We start from the raw sequence: 21,213 nt of genomic DNA, 5'->3' as shown, positions 1-21,213 counted from the left end.
AGCTATGGGATGGAAAATATCATGCGTAATTATTAACTCTAACAAAGAAGTAGAGAAAGAAAAACTCTTAAATAGTATCGGTTTTCATAATCTAAAAAAAATAGTTCCTAAAACGTTTGAAGAGGTTATGTTACCTCCAGATAATACCGTTTATATTACAAAATACAAAGGTAATTGGGTAATATGTGAACAAGAGTTGCCCATAAAATCATTTGAAGAAAACACTTCCAATGAGGAAAATACATTATCTGATTTTTTCCCTGATACTGAAATATGTTCTATTGCTCTTCAAAGCACTGTTAATTTTTGGGGGTATTCTCTTACTAAAAATAATCAAAAATTAAGAGTTAAAGGAGGAACATCAGAACTAGGCACTTTTATTGATTTCGGTAAACCTCTTAAAGAAGAAGAAAAACTATTATCTAAGTCAAAAATAGATGAAAATGGGAATAGACTTTATAATTTCGATGATTTTACTGAAGGGGAATTTACTGAAGATCAAGTAGGTGAAAATTTTGTATTTGAGTTATGTACAAGGTATTTTGGAAAGCAATTGGATTTAGATGATGAGCTATTATTTGATACTAATTTTGAAGGGTATAGTTTTTCAAAAACACCTACTAGCGTAAGAAAAATTTCTTCTCCTCTTGATAACTTAAATAAAAACACTCAACTAAATACAAAATTTCTAAAGTATCTATTATTTATAGTTGCAATAATCATTATACGCCTAATTCTAAAAAACACATAAAAAATCCCGCTATTAGCGGGATTTTTTATTTTTTATCGCTCAACGATTTAAAAACTATATTCTGATAATGGCTTTGGAAAATCTTCTGGATTTGCTGCTAAATGATAACGAGGGTCATCTACCGCCTCTTCAATAACATCTGCAAAAATCGGGCTTGCTTTATAAAGTAATACCTTACAATCTTCACTTAAATGTTTTAAGGTTACCTTTTTCCCTGCCTTTTGATATTTTTCTACTAATATAAAAATAGCTTCAATAGCTGAGTGATCAGAAATACGTGATTCTACAAAGTCAATCTCCACATTATCTGGGTCATTCTTAATATCAAATTTTTCGTTAAAAGCAGTAATACTTCCGAAAAATAAAGGACCCCAAATTTCGTAAACCTTAGTTCCATCTTGTTTAAAACGTTTTCTCGCTCTAATTTTTTTAGCATTTTCCCAAGCAAAAACTAATGCTGAAATAATTACTCCAACAAATACAGCAATTGCTAAATCAAAAATCACGGTTACCGCTGATACTATAATTAATACAATCGCATCTGATTTTGGTATCTTGTTCATAATTCTAAAGCTCGACCATGCAAATGTGTCAATTACCATCATAAACATTACTCCTACTAAAGCTGCAATAGGTACTTGTTCAATATATTTATCTGCAAAAAGGATAAAAATTAATAAAGTAACCGCCATCATAACTCCTGATAAACGTCCTCTACCACCTGCGTTAATGTTAATTACTGTTTGACCAATCATACCACAACCACCAGTTCCTCCAAACAATCCACTCAACATATTTCCAGCTCCCTGAGCTACACATTCTTTATTACCATCACCTCTTGAATCTGTTAACTCATCCACTAAATTCATCGTCATCAACGTTTCAATCAATCCAACTGAAGCAGCTAAAAAGGCATACGGTGCTATAAACTTTAAAGTATCTAAGTTGAATGGTAAATTACTCCAAAGTTCTGCTAAATTCATTTTTTTAGAAATTTCATCAAAACCATTTAAACCTGCTCCTCCACCATCTCTAATAAAATCTCCAACATTGATAGACTCTAATCCTCCAAAAATAGACACAAACGTAACAATTAAAATAGCTGTTAACGCTGCTGGTACTTTTGTTGTTAATTTAGGAAGCAACCATATAATTAGCATTGTTAACAATACTAACCCAATCATAGTATATAGTTTTGTTCCTTGTAAAGTAGATTTTACTACTCCACTATCTTTTACTGAATAGAATCCGTCATTTTCTATATTAAAAACAACCTTTTTTGTTTTAGCATCAAAAACTTGTGTATCTGATTTTACAAAAACTTCTTGATTTGTTTGATTGTTAATTACTGAATTTCCTTTGATTGAAAATAATGCAGCATTTGATACTAGATCTTGTACTTCATTATCTGCTATTTTATAAACCAGTTCTTTCGATTCGGTTTTACGCATGTTTTGCCCGAAAATATCTTTCTTATTTTCTTTAAACATTCCTAATTGCGCTATAAAAATAACTACTGCTAAACCGTTTACGAATCCCATCATTACTGGATGTGGAATTAACCTAACTAATTTACCTAGTTTAAAAACTCCTGCTAACACTTGAATAACTCCCATTAAAACTACAGCTGCTAGTAAATAGAAGTAACCCATATTTTCTACAGGTGTATCAAACAACAGTCCTTTTGCGTGTCCTTCTTGTATCATGTTTACAAAAATTACAGCCACAGCTCCTGCTGCTCCTGAAATCAAACCTGGTCTTCCACCAAAAATTGCTGAAACAATTCCTACAACGAAAGCTCCAAACAGTGCTACAATAGGACTAATTTGAGCCACAAAAGCAAAAGCTACCACTTCTGGTATCATCGCTAACGATACTGTAATACCTGCTAAAGAATCGTCTTTTATGTTAATCTTCTTACTTTTAATGTATTTCATCATAATTTCTAAGAGTCTTTTGTAAAAGTGCGCAAATGTAAAGATAATTTTATAGACCTAGTTTTACGTTTCATTAAGTTTAATTTTGTCAGCGTAAATTTTTGCCTTAATTTTGAACGTTGAACTATCAAACCAATTTGGTAGCAACAAATGAGCAGAAAAACACTACTTACTTCGAAAGAAATTGAAATCATTCTGCATCGATTAGCGTGCCAGTTAATCGAGAATCACAACGATTTTTCTAACACCGTTTTAATAGGATTACAACCTAGAGGTTCTTATTTAGCAAATCGATTGGCTAAATTATTAAGAGAGGAATATCATATTAAAGACTTAAAATTAGGTTTGTTAGATATTACTTTTTATCGTGATGATTTTCGCAGAAGAGAAGAACCATTAGAAGCCACTTCCACACAAATTGACTTTTTAATTGAAGGAAAACAGGTGGTTATTATTGATGATGTATTATTTTCAGGAAGAAGCGTTAGAAGTGCTTTAACAGCACTACAATCGTACGGAAGACCTGATAATATTGAGTTATTAGTATTAATTGATCGTCGTTTTAGCCGTCATTTACCAATTCAACCTAATTATAGAGGAAGACAAGTAGATGCCATCAATGAAGAAAAAGTAGTTGTTAACTGGCAAGAAACTCATAAAGAAGATACAATTTACCTTGAACCCAAGCCCTCAAAGCTTGATTAGTTATGATTAAAAAAACAAACTAAAATGAAGCAGTTAAGTGTTGAACATTTATTAGGAATCAAATACCTTAACAAAAATGACCTTGAGCTTATTTTTGAAACTGCTGCTCATTTTAAAGAAGTCATTAACCGACCTATAAAAAAGGTTCCTTCATTACGTGATATTACAATTGCTAATTTATTTTTTGAAAATAGCACACGTACAAAACTTTCTTTTGAATTAGCTGAAAAGCGTTTATCTGCAGATGTTATTAATTTTTCTGCAGGACAATCTTCAGTAAAAAAAGGAGAAACTTTAATTGATACTGTAAACAACATTTTATCAATGAAAGTTGATATTGTTGTAATGCGTCATTCAAATGTAGGAGCAGGAATTTTCTTATCAAACCATGTAGATGCTAAAATTATTAATGCTGGTGATGGTACACATGAACACCCAACCCAAGCATTATTAGATAGTTTTTCTATGAGAGAAGCTTTAAATAGCGACTTAAAAGGAAAGAAAATTGTAATTGTTGGTGATGTCTTACATTCACGTGTAGCTTTATCAAACATATTCGCTTTACAACTACAAGGCGCTAAAGTAAAAGTTTGTGGACCAAGTACTTTAATTCCTAGATACATTTCTAGTTTAGGCGTTGAAGTAGAAACAAACCTTAAAAAAGCTTTAGAGTGGTGTGATGTTGCTAATGTATTACGTGTACAACATGAACGTATGGATATTAAATATTTTCCATCAACTAGAGAATACACACAACTTTTTGGTATTAACAAAGAAATATTAGACAATCTTGGTAAAAAAATTGTCATTATGCACCCTGGACCTATTAATAGAGGTGTAGAACTAACAAGTGATGTTGCCGACAGTGATCAATCAATTATTCTAAATCAAGTAGAAAATGGAGTTGCTGTTCGTATGGCAGTTATTTATTTGTTAGCACAACAAATAAAAAGATAGTCATGAACATAGTAGATAAAACTGATTACACTTTAATTACTTCTGATGAGAAAACATTTTCTAGTTTCTTAGAAAACTTTGATAATGAATATGTAAACCTTACAGGAAAAAACCTGATTATTGTAATTTCAGAAGAATTTAATGCCCCTAACAAAAATATTTTGCTATTTTTGAGATACGCGGAACAACATCAGAACAATGGCACATCTTTTGTAGTTGTGTCTAAAGATGTTACTATTGATGATTTTCCTGATACCTTTAACATTGTTCCTACATTAGTAGAGGCAGAAGATGTTATAGAAATGGAAAACATTCAACGTGATTTAGGTTTTTAACCTTATATTTTTAAATAATTATCCATCCCCTAAATGATAATTTATGGTAAAAAAAATACTATTTATAACTTTTTTCTTAGCTATTTCCGTTGGTTTTTCTCAAGAAAAATCAATTGAGAAGTTAGTAGCATCCCCTAACCCTTTTACTAATAATACTACTATTTATTTTAATGCAAAACACGATCAAACAGTTATCTTAACTGTTAGAAATGTATTAGGTAAAACTGTTTATAATAAAGAGCTTAAAGTGGTTAAGGGACGTAACTCTTTTCCGTTTCAACGTAACGACTTAAACTCTGGAATGTACATTTATGCAATACAAAGTAATAAAGAGATAATTTCAAAACGCTTTGTAATTAAATAAATGAGTTTACACTTAACTGTTTTAGGTTGTCATTCTGCTACACCAAGAGCTAATGCCTACCCAACCTCTCAATACCTAGAAATTAACAATCGTCATTTTTTAATTGATTGCGGTGAGGGTACACAACGTCAAATGAGAAAGTATAAAGTTGGTTTTTCAAAAATCAACCATATTTTCATTTCTCATTTACATGGTGATCACTTTTTTGGTTTGGTTGGACTTATTGCCACTTTTGGCATTCTAAACAGAGAGAAAGAACTACATATTTACGGACCAAAAGGTATTAAAGAAGTTACTACACTTCAATTAAAGGTTTCTAAATCGTGGACTAAATATCCTATTATTTTTCACGAATTAGAATCTAAAGAAAGTGAACTCATTTTTGAAGATGATAAAGTTTCTGTTAGAACTATCCCTTTAAATCATAGAGTGTATACTAATGGTTTTTTATTTACCGAAAAACCAAAACTTAGAAAATTACATATTGAAAATATTCAGCAATACAATGAAATAGAGACTTGTGATTTTCATAATATTAAAGCTGGTAAAGACTTTACACTCTCTACGGGAGAAGTGGTTCCTAATAAAGAATTAACCATTGACCCTCCTAAACCTTTAAGTTTTGCCTTTTGTAGTGATACTGCCTATAAGCCAGATATTATTCCTATAATTAAAGAGGTAGACTTATTATATCATGAAGCTACATTTTTAAAAGATAGAGAAGATTTGTGCGATAAAACAAAACACTCTACTGCTGAACAAGCTGCTTCTATTGCTAATCAAGCAAACGTAAATAAGTTAATTATTGGACATTATTCTAGCAGATATAAAAACATTAATGATTTTAAAATTGAAGCTCAAACAGTTTTCAAAAACACTGAATTAGCAGAGGCAGGAAAAAGATATAGTACTAATTCTTTTCCTGTTGAAGTTCTAAATTAATACTGCTTTGTTGATAGGAGTACTAAAGTACAAGCTATTTCGCTCTCAATCTCATTTTCTTTTAACAACTCTATAAACTCAATATTTTCAGTTCCAGGATTAAAAATTACTCTGCGAGGTTGTAGATTAATTATATACTCATAATACAATTTCTGACGCTCTGGATTTAAGTATAATGTTACAGTATCAATATTTTTTAAAAAAATATTTTCTGTTTCAATGGCTACATCTCCAACATTTCCTTTTTGTAACCCAATTGCTACAGTTTCTATATCATTATCTCTTAACTTTTTAATAGCAATATTAGAGTATCTAGAAGGCTTTAAAGAGGCTCCTAGCACCAAAGTACGTTTTTTCATTTTCTGTTAATAATACGTTAAACTCTCTTAAACTGAGTAACAAAGTTAGACAATTAAGAGTCTATTAAGCACCAAAACAATTCAAAAACAACAAAAATGAAAAACATATTACTAATACTTTTAGCTGTATTTACTACAAGTATTTATGCACAAATGCCTAAAAGTAGCCTACCTAAACCAGGAATTATTACTGGTAAAGTAGTCGACCAAGCAACCAAGCAACCTCTTCCCTATGTTAATATAATAATCAAAGATGCTGCCAAAAAAATTATTACTGGTGGAATTACTGATGACAACGGATTATTTTCTATAAAAAATATTCCTGAAGGAAATAGTATTGTAGAAGTCCAGTTTATAGGGTATAAAACTTTTTCAAAGCCAGTTACTGTAAGTCGTAAATCAAGTAAAGTTAATTTAGGAATCATCTCTCTTGAAGAGGATAGTACTACTCTAGATGAAGTAGAAATTCGTGCAGAAACTTCTTCTGTTACTCAAAAAGTAGATAGAAAAGTAATAAATGTTGGTAAAGATTTAACCTCAGCAGGCGCTACTGCTTCTGAGTTGCTAAACAATGTACAATCTGTAAGTGTTGATAGCCAATCTGGAAACATTAGCTTGCGTGGTAATGAGAACGTACGTGTATTAGTTGACGGAAAACCTACAAACATTCCTGCTTCTGAATTATTAAAACAAATCCCTTCTACATCAATTAAAAGTGTTGAGTTAATTACCAACCCTTCTGCTAAATATAATCCTGAAGGAATGAGTGGTATTATCAATATAATTCTTAATAAAAATGCCAACATGGGTTTTAATGGTTCTATAAATACAGGTGTTGAAGCTGGACATTATGTTCGTTACAACGCTTCAACAAATATGAACTATAAAACAGGAAAAGTTAACTTCTTTGGAAACTATGGATTCAATGGTGGAGATCGCTATAACTTTGGTTATGTAAATAGACCTGGAGTTAACAACCAAGACTTTGTTTTTATTAATGACAATGAATCTCATTTATTTAAAATTGGAGCAGACATTTATTTAGATGATAAAAACACCTTATCTCTTTACACTACTCAAAACTGGTTTGACAGTAATGCTAGCGGACGTGCTATAATTACAGATAATAATGGTGATTTAATAGAACATTCTCCTAACACACAAACAAATGAAAGTCATAATCAAGCTTATAATGTAAACTTTAAACATGATTTTGAAAAAGAAGGGCACAATATAGAGTTTGAAGCTAATTTCTCTAAAAATGACACACCTAGCTTTTTAGAAAATCGTTTCTTAGAAAACTCACAACCAGATTATTTCAATGACATCAATAATAAAAGAAAAAGCACTCTATTAAACTTAGACTATACAAATCCTATTTCTAAAAATGGAAAATTAGAATTAGGCTTAGAGTATAGAGTTAATAATACTGACAATACTAACTTAACAACACAAGCTAATTTTAATAACTCTTCTTTTAGTTACGATAGAGACATTTACTCTGCTTATGCTAACTACGGGCATAAATTTGGTAAGCTTACTATGCAGTTAGGTGCACGTTTAGAGCAGTATAAAATAAAAGGAGTGTTTAATCAAGAAGGTGAGCCTACAGAAACTGTTACAGATGATATCTTTAGTGTATATCCATCAGCTTTTCTTACCTATAATCCTTCTGAAAAGAATCAATTTCAATTAAGTTATAGTAAAAGAGTTGATAGACCAGGAATACAACAAGTAAACCCTATTAGAGAATGGAGTACTCCATTAATTACTTCGGTAGGTAACCCTGATCTTGTTCCTCAATTTACAAACTCAGTAGAATTTAACTATACAAGAAAAATAAAAGGCGGGTCGATAACTCTAGGTAGTTTTTACAGAAATATTAACGATGTAATTAATAGAGCTACATATAAAGATCCAAGTGATGCTAATGATGTGAGACAAATATTAACTTTTGCTAATTTCGATGACACAGATGCTTATGGTTTAGAATTCTCTGTAAACTATAAAATAGCTAAATGGTGGAGAGCTAATGCTAGTATGGACTACTATTCTCAAAAACAATTTGGAACCACTGATTTTAGCGACCCTAACGCTTCTACTACCGAAGTTAAAACAGACATTTTTAACGCACGTATAAGTAATAGTTTTACAGTATCTAAAAAGTTACGTTTACAATTATTTGCAATGTACAGAGGCCCAAGAGAAGACATTCAATGGAACGTAGATCCTATGAAAATGGTTAACATTGGTGCTAACTATAGTATTCTTAAAGGGAAAGGAAATATTACCCTTAGAGTAAATGATATCTTTAACGATATGAGATTTAAATTTAACTCTGAAAGACCTTTTGTTCAAAATGGACGTTTTAAATGGGAAAGCAGAACAGCTTATATTGGATTTAACTATAGGTTTGGTGGAGGAAAAAACAAAGCCCGCTCTCGTAAACAACGTGATAATAATGAAAAACAAGGAGGCGGAGGTTTCTTATAAAATAAGTTTTTAATTAATTATTTGAAAAAAACGAAGTATTTAACTTCGTTTTTTTATTTTAGCGCAATTTCATTCCCTTCAATATATGAAAAGATTGCTAATATTAATTTTATTTCTAGGCACTTATTTTTGTCAAGCACAAAATTTACGGCTTACCGGAATCGTTTTAGATAAAAAAAATAATCAACCACTACCTTTTGTCACAATTACTTGTAAAAATACTTCTAACCAAATACTAACAGGTAGCATTTCTGATGAAAAAGGTAATTTTAAAATTGAAAAACTTTCTAAAGAGAGTTTGCTCTTAACTTTTCAATTTATTGGTTACAAAACTTTTGAAAAGAAAATTGACTTAAAAAAGAATAGTAAAATAGGAACAATTTTTCTTGAAGAAAATACTACTCAATTAGATGAAGTTGAAATACAAGGAGAAACTTCAACTATTATTCAAAAAATTGATAGAAAAGTTATTAATGTAGGTAATGACTTAACTACTGCTGGAGCTACTTCATTAGAAATGCTTGAAAACATTCCTTCAGTAGATGTTAATCAACTTTCGGGAACTGTAAGTCTACGTGGTAATGAAAATGTTAGAGTTTTAGTGAATGGAAAACCTTCCAACATAAATACAGCTCAATTATTAAAACAAATACCATCTAACTCTGTAAAAAGTGTTGAAATAATTACAAACCCTTCAGCTAAATTTACACCAGAAGGCATGAGTGGTATCATCAATTTAATTCTTAAAAAGAATACAAAAATTGGTTTTAACGGAAGTTTATCAGCCGGAGCAACTCAAAGTAGAAATCTAAGACCCGAACTTTCCTTAAACACAAACTATAAAACAGGTATAACTAATTTTTACCTAAACTATAATACAAGTTGGGGAGATTATGAAACCTTTAACGATTTAAAAAGATCCGACATCAACTTAACCCAAGATATTGACTTTTTGAGTAACTCAAAGAATCACAATATTAAATTTGGTGTAGACATAGATGTTACTCCTAAAAGTATATTATCTATGTATACTTCTCTAAATTTTGATAATAATAGTTTAGCTACCAATACTCTTGTCCATGAAAACAACTCACTAGTTTTTAATAACAAAAGTTTTTCTGATTATGACCAAAAGGACAAAACTTATAACATTGATTATGTCTACAATTTTGATGATAAGGGTCAGAATTTAGAAATTGAACTCAACCATTCTCTCACAAGAAATCCTGAAAAAACTATTAATGAAGAACTTATCAATCCTAATTCAAAAGAATATAATTACACAAACAACATTAAAGATACACGAAAGTTATGGTTATTAAATATTGATTATGTAAAACCTATAAAATCTGGAAAATTAGAACTAGGATTTGAATTTAGAAAACAAGATTTTTATAATTTAATACTTACTGATAGAGAACACATAAATAATTCTACTGCTCTTGAACCCGTAGGAAATACAACTCTAAATTATGACAAAAATATTTATTCAGGATATCTAAATTTTAACAAGGAGTTCAAAAAAATTTCAATTCAAGCAGGTATAAGATTAGAACAATTTAATTTAGATGCTCTTTTTTCGAATACTGAACAAGGAAACACCATTTTAAAAAATAATATTTTTAATTGGTATCCTTCAGCATCAGTTCTATACAGCTTTACTGAAAAAGATAAGTTACAATTTGCTTATAGTAGAAGAATTGACAGACCTTCAGCTTACCAAGTAACTCCTATTCAAGAATGGTTTTCGCCTCTAACTATATCAAGAGGAAACCTTAATTTACAGCCTCAATTTACAAACTCTCTAGAGCTTAATTATACCAAAACAATTACAAAGGGCTATATATCGTTCGGAACATTTTATCGAAGAACAAATGATAAAATTGGTCGATTATTACAACAAGATGAACAAACTCCAGACAGAATCATTACTTCATTTACCAATTACGATTATGCCGATAGTTATGGTATTGAACTTTCTGCTAGTCTTAAACCAACCAAATGGTGGACGTTAAATCCTTCTTTCGAAACTTACATTCAAGACTCTCAAGGTGTTTTAAACGGTAACTTTGAAACGGTAAAAAACACCTTAGTAAAAGGACGTATAAGTAACTCTTTTAAAGCTTCAAAAAAACTGAGTTTCCAATTATCAGGTATTTTTAGAGGTAAAAGTGAAAATATTCAATACACAGTACAACCATATACAATGATTAATGCTGCAGCTAGATTAAAGATATTAAACGGTAAAGGAAGTATTACCTTGAGAGGTTCTGATATTTTTAATAATGTAAACTTTGATTACACATCAAATAATCCATTTATGCAAAAAGGAAAATACATCTTAGAATACAACTCAGTTTACCTAGGTTTTTCTTATAATTTTGGAAGTGGAAAAAATAAGAGTAAAAGTAGAAAGTACAGAGACGATAATGAATCTCAAGGAGGTATGTTTTAATAAAACATCTAGAACATTAATTATATACCTAAAACACTTAGCATTGGCACTTCTATCAAATATTGAATCTACCTCATAAATATTCTATTATTAACATAACATTTGGTTTTAGTAAACAAAATTACTATTTTGGTCAATAAATAAAATTAAAAAATGATGAAAAAAAAAGTAACAACTTTAGGGAGACAACTAAGTATTAATGAAAAAAAACAGGTTAGAGGAGCATACACCGATGATATTTGTTGCAAAAAACCAAGACTTGTTGTTTGTGAATGCAAAGATGACAATGATTTTGATAGAATTCAATAAGGATTAATCATTAATTAAATACAAAAAAATAGCTCTTATAAAATCAAAAAACTATTTTTAATAAAAATACCTAAACCCGAAGTCATAAAACTTCGGGCTTTTTATTTTATATACAGTAAGTAAAATTACCAACGAATCACTACTGATCCCCAAGTAAATCCACTACCAAAAGCAGCCAACACTACTAAATCACCTTCATTTATTTTTCCTTTTTCCCAAGCTTCTGTCAATGCTATGATAACTGAAGCAGCAGTAGTATTACCATACTTCATAATATTATTATATACTTTATCATCAGACAACTGGAATTTCTTCTGAATAAATTGTGCAATACGTAAGTTTGCTTGATGAGGAATTAACATATCAATGTCTTCTTTTTGCAAACCGTTAGCTTCTAAACCTTCCATAATAGCTTCTGAAAAACGAACTACTGCATGTTTAAATACAAATTGTCCATTCATATATGGATAATATGAAGTATCATCAGGGTCGTTTTCTTCAATAATAGTATCAACCCATCTTCCTGTTGATGGTCCTATTAATGCCAATTCTTTAGCATGCTTTCCTTCCGAATGTAAATGAGACGATAGAATTCCTTTTCCTTCTTCTTCACTACGAGATAAAACTGCTGCTCCAGCACCATCACCAAAAATTACAGTCACTCCCCTACCTCTAGTAGATTTTTCTAAACCTCCAGAATGATTTTCAGATCCAATTACCAAGATATTCTTATACATTCCAGTCTTAATAAACTGATCAGCAACAGACATTGCATAAATAAACCCAGAACATTGATTACGAACATCTAATGCTCCAATAGTAGGCATATCTAACAAGTCTTGAATTTGTACTCCTCCTCCAGGGAAATATAATTCAGGACTCAACGTAGCAAAAACAATAAAATCTATATCATCTTTTGTTAAACCAGCACGCTCTATAGCTATTTTAGCTGCTTTGGCACCCATAACTGATGTAGAGTCATCAGATGTTTTTGGATCAATCCAACGACGTTCTTTAATACCAGTTCTTTCTTGAATCCATTCATCACTCGTCTCCATGAACTGAGTCAAGTCATCGTTAGTCACTACGTTCTCAGGAACATAATAACCTAATCCTGTAATTTTTGAGTTATACATATTTTTTTATGTTGATTATTTTGTTGTTAACAAATTAAAAGCCTGTAAAAGTATGAATTTTATATAATTCGTACAAAAAGTGTCATCTTGTCACTATTTTTTATTTGGTATTTTTTTTGACTATTCATTCAACAGAAAATAATATCAATTAAAAATATATACTTATGAGTAAAGGAAACATTAATGTATCGGTAGAAAATATATTTCCACTGATTAAAAAATTCTTGTATTCTGATCACGAAATCTTCTTACGTGAGTTAATTTCTAACGGAACAGATGCTACTACTAAATTAAAACACCTTATTTCAATTGGTGAAGCAAAAACTGAATTAGGTGATGCTAAAATTGAAATTAGTATTGATAAAGAAGCAAAAACCTTAACTATAAAAGACCAAGGTATTGGTATGACAATGGATGAGGTTGAAAAATACATTAATCAAATTGCCTTTTCTGGAGCTGAAGAGTTCTTAGAAAAGTATAAAGATGATAAAAACGAGACAGGCGTTATTGGTCATTTCGGGTTAGGTTTCTACTCTGCATTTATGGTTGCTGATAAAGTTGAAATCTTTACCAAATCATTCAAAGATGAGCCTGCTGCTCACTGGGTTTGTGATGGTTCTCCTGAATATACTTTAGTTGAACATGACAAAGCTGACAGAGGTACAGAAATCGTATTACACATTGCTGAAGATTCTACAGAGTTTTTAGAAGAAGGTAAAATTCGTGGATTACTAACTAAGTACAATCGTTTTAACCAAGTACCAATTAAGTTTGGAACCAAGAAAATAAACGATCCTGACTTCACTCCTCAAACTACAAAAGACGAAGATGGTAAAGAAGTAACGGAACCTCACAAACAAATTGAAGTTGATAACATCATCAACAATACTGAGCCAGCATGGACTAAAAAACCAGCAGATTTAGAAGATGAAGATTATAAAAACTTCTACCGTGAGTTATATCCAATGCAATTTGAAGAGTCTTTATTCCACATTCACTTAAATGTAGATTATCCATTCAACTTAACAGGAATTTTATACTTCCCTAAGTTGACACAGAATTTGGATATGCAAAAAGACAAGATTCAATTATACCAAAACCAAGTATTTGTAACAGATAATGTAGAAGGAATTGTTCCTGATTTCTTACAAATGTTAAAAGGTGTAATTGACTCACCAGATATTCCTTTAAATGTTTCTCGTTCTTATTTACAAGCTGACGGAGCTGTTAAAAAGATTTCTGGATATATCACCAAAAAAGTAGCTGATAAACTTTCTTCTTTATTCAAAAACAACCGTGAAGACTTTGAGCAAAAATGGAACGATATCAAGGTTATTATTGAATACGGAATGTTATCAGAAGAAAAATTCTTTGATAAAGCAAAGAAGTTTGCCTTATATCCAACTGTTGATGGTAAATTCTTTACGTTTGATGAATTAGTTGAGAAAACTAAAGATACTCAAACTGATAAAGACGGAAATCACGTTGTTTTATATGCTGCACACAAAGATGCTCAACACAGTTATATTGAAGAAGCAAAAGCTAAAGGATATGAAGTATTATTATTAGATTCTCCTATTGTTCCGCATTTAATGCAGAAGTTAGAAACTGAATCTGGTGATGCCAAAGTACAGTTTAAACGTGTAGATGCTGACCATGTTGATAATTTAATTAAGAAAGATGACACTGTAATTTCTAAACTTTCTGACGAAGAAAAAGAGAAATTAAAACCAGTTATCGAAGGCGCTGTAAACAACTCTAGCTACACAGTACAATTAGAAGCTATGGACTCTAGTGCTTCTCCTTTCTTAATTACCGTACCAGAATTTATGCGTCGTATGAAAGAAATGAGTGCTACTGGTGGTGGAATGATGGGAATGGGTAACATGCCAGAAATGTACAACTTGGTAGTTAACACCAACCACGAGTTAGTATCAGAAATTTTAAATGCTGATGAAGACAAGCAAAAACAATTAGTATCACAAGCTTTTGATTTAGCTAAACTATCTCAAAACCTATTACATGGTGAAGAGTTAACAAACTTTATTAAACGTTCTTACGAATTAATTAAATAATGACGAATCGTCATAGATAAATTAGAACCCTCTTTCTAAAAAAAGGAGGGTTCTTTTTTTATAGTTGTCACCACAATGTTTATCCTACAACTAATAAATCATTTTACTACACCATTTAAATGCTATAAAAATTACAGGTAATTAACATTTAAAATCCCTTAATCATAAGCAAAGACTTTTGTTTTACAGTAAAATAAAAAAACGGAAGTTTCGTTTTAAACTGAATTAATTACTAATACCAATTAATAAAATCAATTATAGTTTACTATCTAACTAAAAAGGTATCTTCAACAAACTCAAAAAAAAGAAAACCACCATACTTATTACTTATATATACTTTTTTATAGTAATTTCCTTGGATATTAAACACCTTAAAAATAACACTAATTATAAAATTGTTTTTAACAAAAAAGAAAAAACCAAATGCTAGTATATCGAAAATCAACTATATCTCTACTTCTATTTTTATCTCAATTTTTATTTACCATTAGCTGTATATCAAATGACTCTATACATGTTAAGCTTATAAAAGAAATAAAAAAGAACAATGCTGATATCAGCGTAATTAAAAAGATAATTAAAAACGGGGCTAACGTAAATTATGAAGACGATTTACAAAATACTTCTTTGCATTGGGCATCATATAAAGGTCATTTAGAAATTGCTGAATACCTAATTAAATCTGGAGCTTTAATAAACAAAGTGAATAAAAATAATTTTACTCCATTAACAAATGCCATAAAAAATAAACATAAAGAGCTTGCTAAGATGCTTATTTTAAAAGGATCAAACGTAAATGAACCTAAAGAAAGCTTTTTAAAACCATTATCCTTAGCCATTGATAAAGGTTATATTGAACTTGTTGGTTTAATACTTTCAAAAGGTGCAGAAATTAATCATATTGATAAAAACAACTATACTCCTCTTTTATTGGCCGTTGAATCCAATCAATTAAATATAGTTGAACTATTAATTAATGCTGGAGCAGATATTAACTTAGTTGCTAAAATTTCGCCACTTTCTATGGCAGCTAGACAAAATTATAAATCTATAGTTAAATTATTACTTTCAAAAGGTGCTTCAGTAAATTTAACTGGCAAACTTGGTTTATCTCCCCTTTATATGGCTGTGTATAACAATAATTCAGAAATTATAAAAATATTGATTGAGGCTGGAGCAGATCTCAATTTATTAGATAGATTAGGTGAATCTGTTCTATACAGAACCGTTTCTCAAAACCAAAAAGAAATTGTAAAATTATTACTTGAAAAAGGTGCAAACGTTTTATTGAAATATAAGTCAAATAAAGATACAGCATTAATGATCGCTGCAGAAAATGGTTATTTAGATATTGTAAAACTCTTGGTTTTACATAAAGCCCCCATAAGAACAATTAATTTGATGGACAACACAGCTTTATTTTTAGCAACTCAAAATAATCACTTAGAGATCGTTCAGTTTTTAACTAAACAATCAGCAGATATAAACAAACAAAATATGTTTGGTGAAACTCCTATTTCTAAAGCAGCAGAAAAAGGTTATTTAGAAATTGTAAAATACTTGATTAAATCTGGCGCCGATATAAATATACCAAGGTTAGACAAACAAACGCCCTTACATTTAGCAATAAGAAAAGGCCATGATAAAGTAGCTAGTTATTTAATTAACAACAATGCTAATATAGAAGCTGTTAGTAATGATGGAGAAACTCCTTTATATCTTGCTATAAATAATTCGAGATTAAAAATTGCAGAACAACTTATAACTGCTAAAGCCAATGTAGACACATCAACTACTGAAGGTCAACCTCTTATACATACTGCTGCATACAAAGGAAATTTACAGATTTTAATACAATTAGTTAATGCCGGAGCTGATGTACACTCAGTTGAAGAATACTTTAAGATGACTACACTCCACTCTGCTATATTTTCAACAAAAATAGAAGTAGTGAAATACCTTCATAAAGCTGGAGTAAATCTAGATAAAACTAGTAAAAATGGAAGAACAGCTCTTCATTTTGCTTGTATTACAAACCAAAAAGAAATCGTAAAATATTTACTTTCTGTTGGTGCAGACACTACTATTAAAGATGATACAAAAAAACTAGCTATAGATTTAACAAATGATTCAGAAATAAAAAAACTCTTTAAATAAATTATTCAAAAACCTCTTTGTAAAAACAGAGAGGTTTTTTACTTTTCAATTATCTACAAAAAACATTAGCTTCGTTTCACTTAAAAAACTAATATCAATTTAAAACTATGACACATATTATTTGCTTTGGAGATAGTATTACCAGAGGTGAAAATGATAATGAAAAAGGTGGCTGGACAGATCGTTTGAAAGCTTACTGCATGGAACTTTTTCTAAAAAACAGAAAAGATGAAATTTGTGTTTTTAACATGGGAATTGGTGGAGAGACAACAGAAGGTCTAATTAAACGATTTGTAAATGAATTCGATACAAGGCTTTTAAAAGACGGAAATAATATTGTTACTCTAGCTTATGGTGCCAATGATATAGCTTCTTTAAATGGTAAAAACGCTGTTTCGATAGAAAAGTTTCGTGATAATCTCAACTTGTGTATTGACCATGCCTTAAAACACAATGCTACGGTATATTTAATCAATATACTTCCAGTCATAGAAGATGATAATAATACTAAAAAGAGGTCTTTAAAAGACATTTTAAGATACAACGATGCATTGTTATTAATAGCACAAAAACAAAACATTAATCTTATTGATGTACATAGCAAATTTGATATTACTAAAGAGAATTTACTCACCTACGATGGTGTTCACCCTAACGCTGAGGGACATGAAAAAATATCCAATATAATTAAAGAATCTATTTTACCTAATCACGATTAACAATCTACCCCTCTCTTTTTCTTTTTGGTATATTTGTTCACATTCAAAAATATAACCATGAAGAAAATCCTCTTAACCATAGTAGCTACAGCTACTTTCCTAGTTTCTTGTAAGCAAGAAAAAAAGGAAGTAGTAAGCATTCCTACTACAGAAAATACTGAATTCAATCAGTTATTAAAAGATTACAACGAAGGTAAACTACGATTAAATCCTGTAAGTGCGACTTTTGCAGGTGATAATCGTTTTAACGACCAGTTTCCTAATACGTTGTCTGATAAATATCAAGCAAAAAGTAATGAGTTTTTCAAAAATTATAAAGAAAAACTTAACAACTTTAAAGACGCTGACTTAAACGAAAGTCAACAAATGAGCAAAGCTGTTCTTGATTGGGATTGTGATATGGCATTGGCACAAGCTAGCTATAAAAATGATTTACTAATGCCAATCAACCAAATGTGGACAATTAACCTTACCATGGGACAATTAGCAAGTGGTAGTAGCGCACAACCTTTTAAAACAGTTGAAGATTACGACAATTGGTTAAGCAGATTAGACAAATACAATACTTGGTTACAATCGGCTAAAGAACGTATGCAGCAAGGAATGAATGAAGGGTATGTGTTACCTAAATCATTGATTAAAAAAGTAATTCCACAGTTTGAAAGCTTAACAATTGTAAAAACTTCTCCTGAAGGAATTACAGATTTTTCAGAGCATTTATTTTATTCTCCAATAAACACTTTACCAGCTGATTTTTCTGATGCTGATAAAACAAGGTTGACAGAAGCCTATAGCAACATGTTGAATGATAAATTAATTCCGTCATTCAAAGCCATGTATGAGTTTTTAAACTCAGACTATTTAGCTGCTGGTAGAGAAAGTAGTGGTATTTCTGATATTCCTAATGGAAAAGCATACTACCAACATGCTATTAAAAATTATACCACTACCAATATGAATGCTGATGAAATTCATGAATTAGGGTTGAAAGAAGTTGCTAGAATTTTGGCAGAAATGGAAAAAGTAAAAGCACAAGTAGGTTTTGAAGGAAGTTTAAAAGAATTCTTTGATTTTGTTCGTAACAACAAGGAGTTAATGCCATATACTGAGCCACAACAAATCATTGATAATTTTAATGCGATTCACGAAAAAATGAAGCCACAATTAGAAAAGTTATTTGGTAACAAACCAAAAACTCCTTTTGTGGTAAAACAAACTGAAAAATTCAGAGAAGCTTCTGCAAGTGCTGAATACAACCCTGGTTCATTAGATGGAACACGTCCTGGAGTTTTCTACACCCCTATTCCTGATGCAACTAAATACAATGTATTTTCTGATGAAGCGTTGTTTTTACACGAAGCTATCCCTGGTCATCACTATCAAATTTCATTAACACAAGAAAATGAAGATTTACCCGATTTTAGAAAAACGTTATGGTACAGCGCTTATGGTGAAGGTTGGGCGTTATATACTGAGAATTTAGGTAAAGAATTAGGTTTATACACAGACCCATATCAATACTTCGGAATGTTAGGTATGGAAATGCACCGAGCTATTCGTTTGGTAGTTGATACAGGAATCCATGCTAAAGGTTGGAGTCGCGAAAAAGCAATTCAATATTCATTAGATAACGAAGCTGAAGGTGAAGCTAGTATTATCTCTGAAATTGAGCGTTATATGGCGAATCCTGGACAAGCGTTATCTTATAAAATAGGGCAATTGAAAATCCGTGAATTACGTGCAAAAGCCAAAAAGGAATTAGGCGATAAATTCGATATTAAAGAATTCCATAATCAGGTTTTAGAGACAGGATGTATTCCTTTAGCGCTATTAGAAAACAAAATTGACAAGTGGATTGCTTCTCAAAAGTAATCTCATTACTTTAATAAAAAATAAAAATCCGCTTTGATAACTCAAAGCGGATTTTTTTATCAGTTAAATTTTCTAGTAAAATGGTTTTTCAAATAATAGATTTGTACAAATACCATTACGGTAAAAAAGAAGCAAGCACTTAGCATTAAATTTGATACTGTGATATTTTCAAATAAATTTGGCAATTGAATATTCGATAAATAATCCATTTTTATCTCGGGTATTTGAAGCCAACTTGATGAAGCTCCTTTCGATACAAACAAAATACTAACAGCTAATATACCTGCTAATACAAACCATACTCTTTTGGATATTAATGGTGCTGCTTTATAAATAGAAGATTGCTCTTCTTTTAAAATCGCATCCATAATATTAGCTGTAAAATCAATAGATGGTGTCTCTGCTTCTATTTCGTTGATATACTTTTTTGTAAAAGTATCCAACTCTTTAATATCTTTATTTTCTCCCATAATGTTTTATCAATTCAGGTTCTACTTTTTTCTCTACTATACTCAGTAAACTCTTTCTAGCTCTATGTAATTTCACTTTAACATTCGCTTCAGAAAAATCGGTTACTTCTACTATTTCCTTCAAACTTAATTCTTCAAAATAAAACATCCACAAAATTGTACGTTCTTCTTCAGGTAAACTTAACAAACAGTTATTAATCACTTGTGCTCGTTCTTTTCGTTCAATACCCTCTAAAATACTATCAGCAGATTTAATTCTATTGATAGTTACCTCATCAATTATATCAGTATTATACCTTTCTTTATTCTTCTTTAAGCTATCTAAGCAAGTTCTGTATGTTATTTTATATAACCAAGTAGAAAACTTAGACTCTCCTTTAAACTTGCTCAAATTCTTATAAGCTTTTATAAAAGTATCTTGTGATATTTCTTCAGCCTCTTCTCTACTCTTTACCATTTTTAACGCCAACGAAAACACCATTACTTTATACTTTTCAACTAAAAAAGCATAAGCATTAGCATCTCCTCTAAGGATCTTATCTATATAAGTTTGATCGTTAATAATAGTCGTTTTATACTATGACTGTACTTAGTTAAAAAAGGTTACAACTATTCATTAAAAAAATTAAAAATATTCTGTAACCTTTTTTTAAATGTAGCTGTCATACTTGTAAACACATTAAAAATAATCATTTTAAACTCAAAAATATGGAAGTAGCAATTGTATTTATGTTCTTGTTTGCAGTAATATTCGGAATCTTTTATTTATTCTATTCAACAAGAAATAAGGAACGTTTAGCTTTAATTGAAAAAGGTGTAGATGCCAAAATTTTTATGCAAGGCGAAAAAAAGCGTTCTACATTAACAGGTAGGGTAATTATCTTAAACTTAGCTTTATTAGCTATGGGAATAGGTGTTGGTGTTTTATTAGGTGCTATTTTAAGTTCTTTATTTGGATATAGTGGTTCTTGGGCAGATAGACCATCAAATGCTATTGACTCAGAAGTTTTCTTTATCTCATCTATTTTTCTTTGTGCAGGTGGGGCCTTATTAATCGGTTTTAATCAAACTAAAAAATTAGACAACGAATAAAGTTTGTTTAAATAATAAACTACTTTAATAAATATGTTAAAAGAGAATAAAGCTGATTTTATTCTCTTTTTTGTTTTGTAATTTA

Annotated in this window: 19 protein-coding genes; 14 read left to right on the top strand and 5 right to left on the bottom strand. The window is 30.4% G+C overall.

The window, feature by feature from the left end; genetic code table 11:
- The first annotated feature begins 4 nt into the window (after positions 1 to 4).
- Positions 5 to 751: a DUF6928 family protein gene (locus VBY68_RS00970; protein ID WP_415268579.1), complete on the top strand. Its 747-nt coding sequence runs from the start codon at positions 5 to 7 to the stop codon at positions 749 to 751.
- Between the two features lie 47 nt (positions 752 to 798).
- On the opposite strand, the gene VBY68_RS00965 is transcribed toward VBY68_RS00970, so the two are convergent.
- Positions 799 to 2,691 carry a SulP family inorganic anion transporter gene (locus tag VBY68_RS00965; RefSeq protein WP_099213735.1) on the bottom strand — a complete coding sequence of 631 codons (1,893 nt, stop codon included), beginning with the start codon at positions 2,689 to 2,691 and terminating at the stop codon, positions 799 to 801.
- A 147-nt stretch (positions 2,692 to 2,838) separates the two neighbouring features.
- On the opposite strand from VBY68_RS00965, the gene pyrR reads away from it, so the two are divergent.
- From pyrR to VBY68_RS00940, 5 genes are read left to right on the top strand one after another with little or no spacing between them, the layout of a single operon-like run.
- Entirely contained in the window at positions 2,839 to 3,393 is a 555-nt protein-coding gene (gene pyrR, locus VBY68_RS00960; protein WP_099213736.1) for a bifunctional pyr operon transcriptional regulator/uracil phosphoribosyltransferase PyrR, read from the top strand.
- A gap of 24 nt (positions 3,394 to 3,417) precedes the next feature.
- Positions 3,418 to 4,350 (top strand): aspartate carbamoyltransferase catalytic subunit, encoded by a 933-nt coding sequence (locus VBY68_RS00955; protein WP_099213737.1) that lies wholly within the window; start codon positions 3,418 to 3,420, stop codon positions 4,348 to 4,350.
- 2 nt (positions 4,351 to 4,352) lie between these two features.
- Positions 4,353 to 4,685, top strand: coding sequence for a hypothetical protein (locus VBY68_RS00950; protein ID WP_099213738.1), 333 nt, complete (start codon positions 4,353 to 4,355; stop codon positions 4,683 to 4,685).
- 43 nt (positions 4,686 to 4,728) lie between these two features.
- Positions 4,729 to 5,049 carry a T9SS type A sorting domain-containing protein gene (locus VBY68_RS00945; protein WP_415268578.1) on the top strand — a complete coding sequence of 107 codons (321 nt, stop codon included), beginning with the start codon at positions 4,729 to 4,731 and terminating at the stop codon, positions 5,047 to 5,049.
- On the top strand, positions 5,050 to 5,991 hold the full coding sequence (locus VBY68_RS00940) for a ribonuclease Z (RefSeq protein WP_099213740.1): 942 nt from the start codon (positions 5,050 to 5,052) through the stop codon (positions 5,989 to 5,991).
- Here the strand turns inward: VBY68_RS00940 and VBY68_RS00935 are convergent.
- Entirely contained in the window at positions 5,988 to 6,350 is a 363-nt protein-coding gene (locus VBY68_RS00935) for a CoA-binding protein (RefSeq protein ID WP_124590058.1), read from the bottom strand. The two genes, VBY68_RS00940 and VBY68_RS00935, sit on opposite strands and share 4 nt — an antisense overlap.
- 96 nt (positions 6,351 to 6,446) lie before the next feature.
- On the opposite strand from VBY68_RS00935, the gene VBY68_RS00930 reads away from it, so the two are divergent.
- The 3 genes from VBY68_RS00930 (at position 6,447) to VBY68_RS00920 (ending at position 11,607) form a co-directional block, all read left to right on the top strand.
- A complete protein-coding gene (locus VBY68_RS00930) occupies positions 6,447 to 8,843 on the top strand; it encodes a TonB-dependent receptor domain-containing protein (RefSeq protein ID WP_415268577.1) in 2,397 nt (798 codons plus the stop codon).
- Between the two features lie 85 nt (positions 8,844 to 8,928).
- The gene (locus VBY68_RS00925; RefSeq protein WP_415268576.1) at positions 8,929 to 11,298 is read left to right on the top strand and encodes a TonB-dependent receptor domain-containing protein; all 2,370 of its coding nucleotides are present in this window, start codon (positions 8,929 to 8,931) and stop codon (positions 11,296 to 11,298) included.
- A gap of 153 nt (positions 11,299 to 11,451) precedes the next feature.
- The gene (locus VBY68_RS00920) at positions 11,452 to 11,607 is read left to right on the top strand and encodes a hypothetical protein (RefSeq protein ID WP_167444753.1); all 156 of its coding nucleotides are present in this window, start codon (positions 11,452 to 11,454) and stop codon (positions 11,605 to 11,607) included.
- A 125-nt stretch (positions 11,608 to 11,732) separates the two neighbouring features.
- Here the strand turns inward: VBY68_RS00920 and VBY68_RS00915 are convergent, their stop codons facing one another.
- A complete protein-coding gene (locus VBY68_RS00915; protein WP_099213744.1) occupies positions 11,733 to 12,743 on the bottom strand; it encodes a 3-oxoacyl-ACP synthase III family protein in 1,011 nt (336 codons plus the stop codon).
- Between the two features lie 164 nt (positions 12,744 to 12,907).
- On the opposite strand from VBY68_RS00915, the gene htpG reads away from it, so the two are divergent.
- From htpG to VBY68_RS00895, 4 genes are all read left to right on the top strand, one after another.
- Positions 12,908 to 14,818 (top strand): molecular chaperone HtpG, encoded by a 1,911-nt coding sequence (gene htpG, locus VBY68_RS00910; RefSeq protein ID WP_124590074.1) that lies wholly within the window; start codon positions 12,908 to 12,910, stop codon positions 14,816 to 14,818.
- A 423-nt stretch (positions 14,819 to 15,241) separates the two neighbouring features.
- The gene (locus tag VBY68_RS00905) at positions 15,242 to 16,975 is read left to right on the top strand and encodes an ankyrin repeat domain-containing protein (protein ID WP_415268575.1); all 1,734 of its coding nucleotides are present in this window, start codon (positions 15,242 to 15,244) and stop codon (positions 16,973 to 16,975) included.
- Between the two features lie 107 nt (positions 16,976 to 17,082).
- The gene (locus VBY68_RS00900) at positions 17,083 to 17,694 is read left to right on the top strand and encodes an SGNH/GDSL hydrolase family protein (RefSeq protein ID WP_415268574.1); all 612 of its coding nucleotides are present in this window, start codon (positions 17,083 to 17,085) and stop codon (positions 17,692 to 17,694) included.
- 57 nt (positions 17,695 to 17,751) lie between these two features.
- Entirely contained in the window at positions 17,752 to 19,566 is a 1,815-nt protein-coding gene (locus VBY68_RS00895) for a DUF885 domain-containing protein (RefSeq protein WP_415268573.1), read from the top strand.
- Positions 19,567 to 19,625: 59 nt separating this feature from the next.
- Here the strand turns inward: VBY68_RS00895 and VBY68_RS00890 are convergent, their stop codons facing one another.
- Positions 19,626 to 20,036, bottom strand: coding sequence for a hypothetical protein (locus VBY68_RS00890; RefSeq protein ID WP_415268572.1), 411 nt, complete (start codon positions 20,034 to 20,036; stop codon positions 19,626 to 19,628).
- Entirely contained in the window at positions 20,023 to 20,571 is a 549-nt protein-coding gene (locus VBY68_RS00885) for an RNA polymerase sigma factor (protein ID WP_415268696.1), read from the bottom strand. Before VBY68_RS00885 ends, VBY68_RS00890 begins: the two co-directional genes overlap by 14 nt.
- Positions 20,572 to 20,744: 173 nt before the next feature.
- On the opposite strand from VBY68_RS00885, the gene VBY68_RS00880 reads away from it, so the two are divergent.
- Positions 20,745 to 21,128 carry a DUF6249 domain-containing protein gene (locus VBY68_RS00880; protein WP_028890977.1) on the top strand — a complete coding sequence of 128 codons (384 nt, stop codon included), beginning with the start codon at positions 20,745 to 20,747 and terminating at the stop codon, positions 21,126 to 21,128.
- The last annotated feature ends 85 nt before the right edge of the window (positions 21,129 to 21,213 follow it).

The organism is Tenacibaculum ascidiaceicola (assembly GCF_047470925.1).
GTDB classification, from domain to species: Bacteria; Bacteroidota; Bacteroidia; order Flavobacteriales; family Flavobacteriaceae; genus Polaribacter; species Polaribacter discolor.
Note: the sequence above shows the minus strand (reverse complement) of the source record. Positions and strands in the feature narration are given on the sequence as shown.

What these genes read in the sequence shown, in the direction of transcription:
- VBY68_RS00955 (WP_099213737.1), top strand. Translation starts at nt 3,418, where the DNA reads ATGAAGCAGTTAAGTGTTGAACATTTATTAGGAATCAAATACCTTAAC.
- VBY68_RS00900 (WP_415268574.1), top strand. Translation starts at nt 17,083, where the DNA reads ATGACACATATTATTTGCTTTGGAGATAGTATTACCAGAGGTGAAAAT.
- VBY68_RS00940 (WP_099213740.1), top strand. Translation starts at nt 5,050, where the DNA reads ATGAGTTTACACTTAACTGTTTTAGGTTGTCATTCTGCTACACCAAGA.
- VBY68_RS00925 (WP_415268576.1), top strand. Translation starts at nt 8,929, where the DNA reads ATGAAAAGATTGCTAATATTAATTTTATTTCTAGGCACTTATTTTTGT.
- VBY68_RS00935 (WP_124590058.1), bottom strand. Translation starts at nt 6,350, where the DNA reads ATGAAAAAACGTACTTTGGTGCTAGGAGCCTCTTTAAAGCCTTCTAGA.
- VBY68_RS00880 (WP_028890977.1), top strand. Translation starts at nt 20,745, where the DNA reads ATGGAAGTAGCAATTGTATTTATGTTCTTGTTTGCAGTAATATTCGGA.
- VBY68_RS00965 (WP_099213735.1), bottom strand. Translation starts at nt 2,691, where the DNA reads ATGATGAAATACATTAAAAGTAAGAAGATTAACATAAAAGACGATTCT.
- htpG (WP_124590074.1), top strand. Translation starts at nt 12,908, where the DNA reads ATGAGTAAAGGAAACATTAATGTATCGGTAGAAAATATATTTCCACTG.
- VBY68_RS00890 (WP_415268572.1), bottom strand. Translation starts at nt 20,036, where the DNA reads ATGGGAGAAAATAAAGATATTAAAGAGTTGGATACTTTTACAAAAAAG.
- VBY68_RS00950 (WP_099213738.1), top strand. Translation starts at nt 4,353, where the DNA reads ATGAACATAGTAGATAAAACTGATTACACTTTAATTACTTCTGATGAG.
- pyrR (WP_099213736.1), top strand. Translation starts at nt 2,839, where the DNA reads ATGAGCAGAAAAACACTACTTACTTCGAAAGAAATTGAAATCATTCTG.
- VBY68_RS00920 (WP_167444753.1), top strand. Translation starts at nt 11,452, where the DNA reads ATGATGAAAAAAAAAGTAACAACTTTAGGGAGACAACTAAGTATTAAT.
- VBY68_RS00930 (WP_415268577.1), top strand. Translation starts at nt 6,447, where the DNA reads ATGAAAAACATATTACTAATACTTTTAGCTGTATTTACTACAAGTATT.
- VBY68_RS00895 (WP_415268573.1), top strand. Translation starts at nt 17,752, where the DNA reads ATGAAGAAAATCCTCTTAACCATAGTAGCTACAGCTACTTTCCTAGTT.
- VBY68_RS00905 (WP_415268575.1), top strand. Translation starts at nt 15,242, where the DNA reads ATGCTAGTATATCGAAAATCAACTATATCTCTACTTCTATTTTTATCT.
- VBY68_RS00970 (WP_415268579.1), top strand. Translation starts at nt 5, where the DNA reads ATGGGATGGAAAATATCATGCGTAATTATTAACTCTAACAAAGAAGTA.
- VBY68_RS00915 (WP_099213744.1), bottom strand. Translation starts at nt 12,743, where the DNA reads ATGTATAACTCAAAAATTACAGGATTAGGTTATTATGTTCCTGAGAAC.
- VBY68_RS00945 (WP_415268578.1), top strand. Translation starts at nt 4,729, where the DNA reads ATGGTAAAAAAAATACTATTTATAACTTTTTTCTTAGCTATTTCCGTT.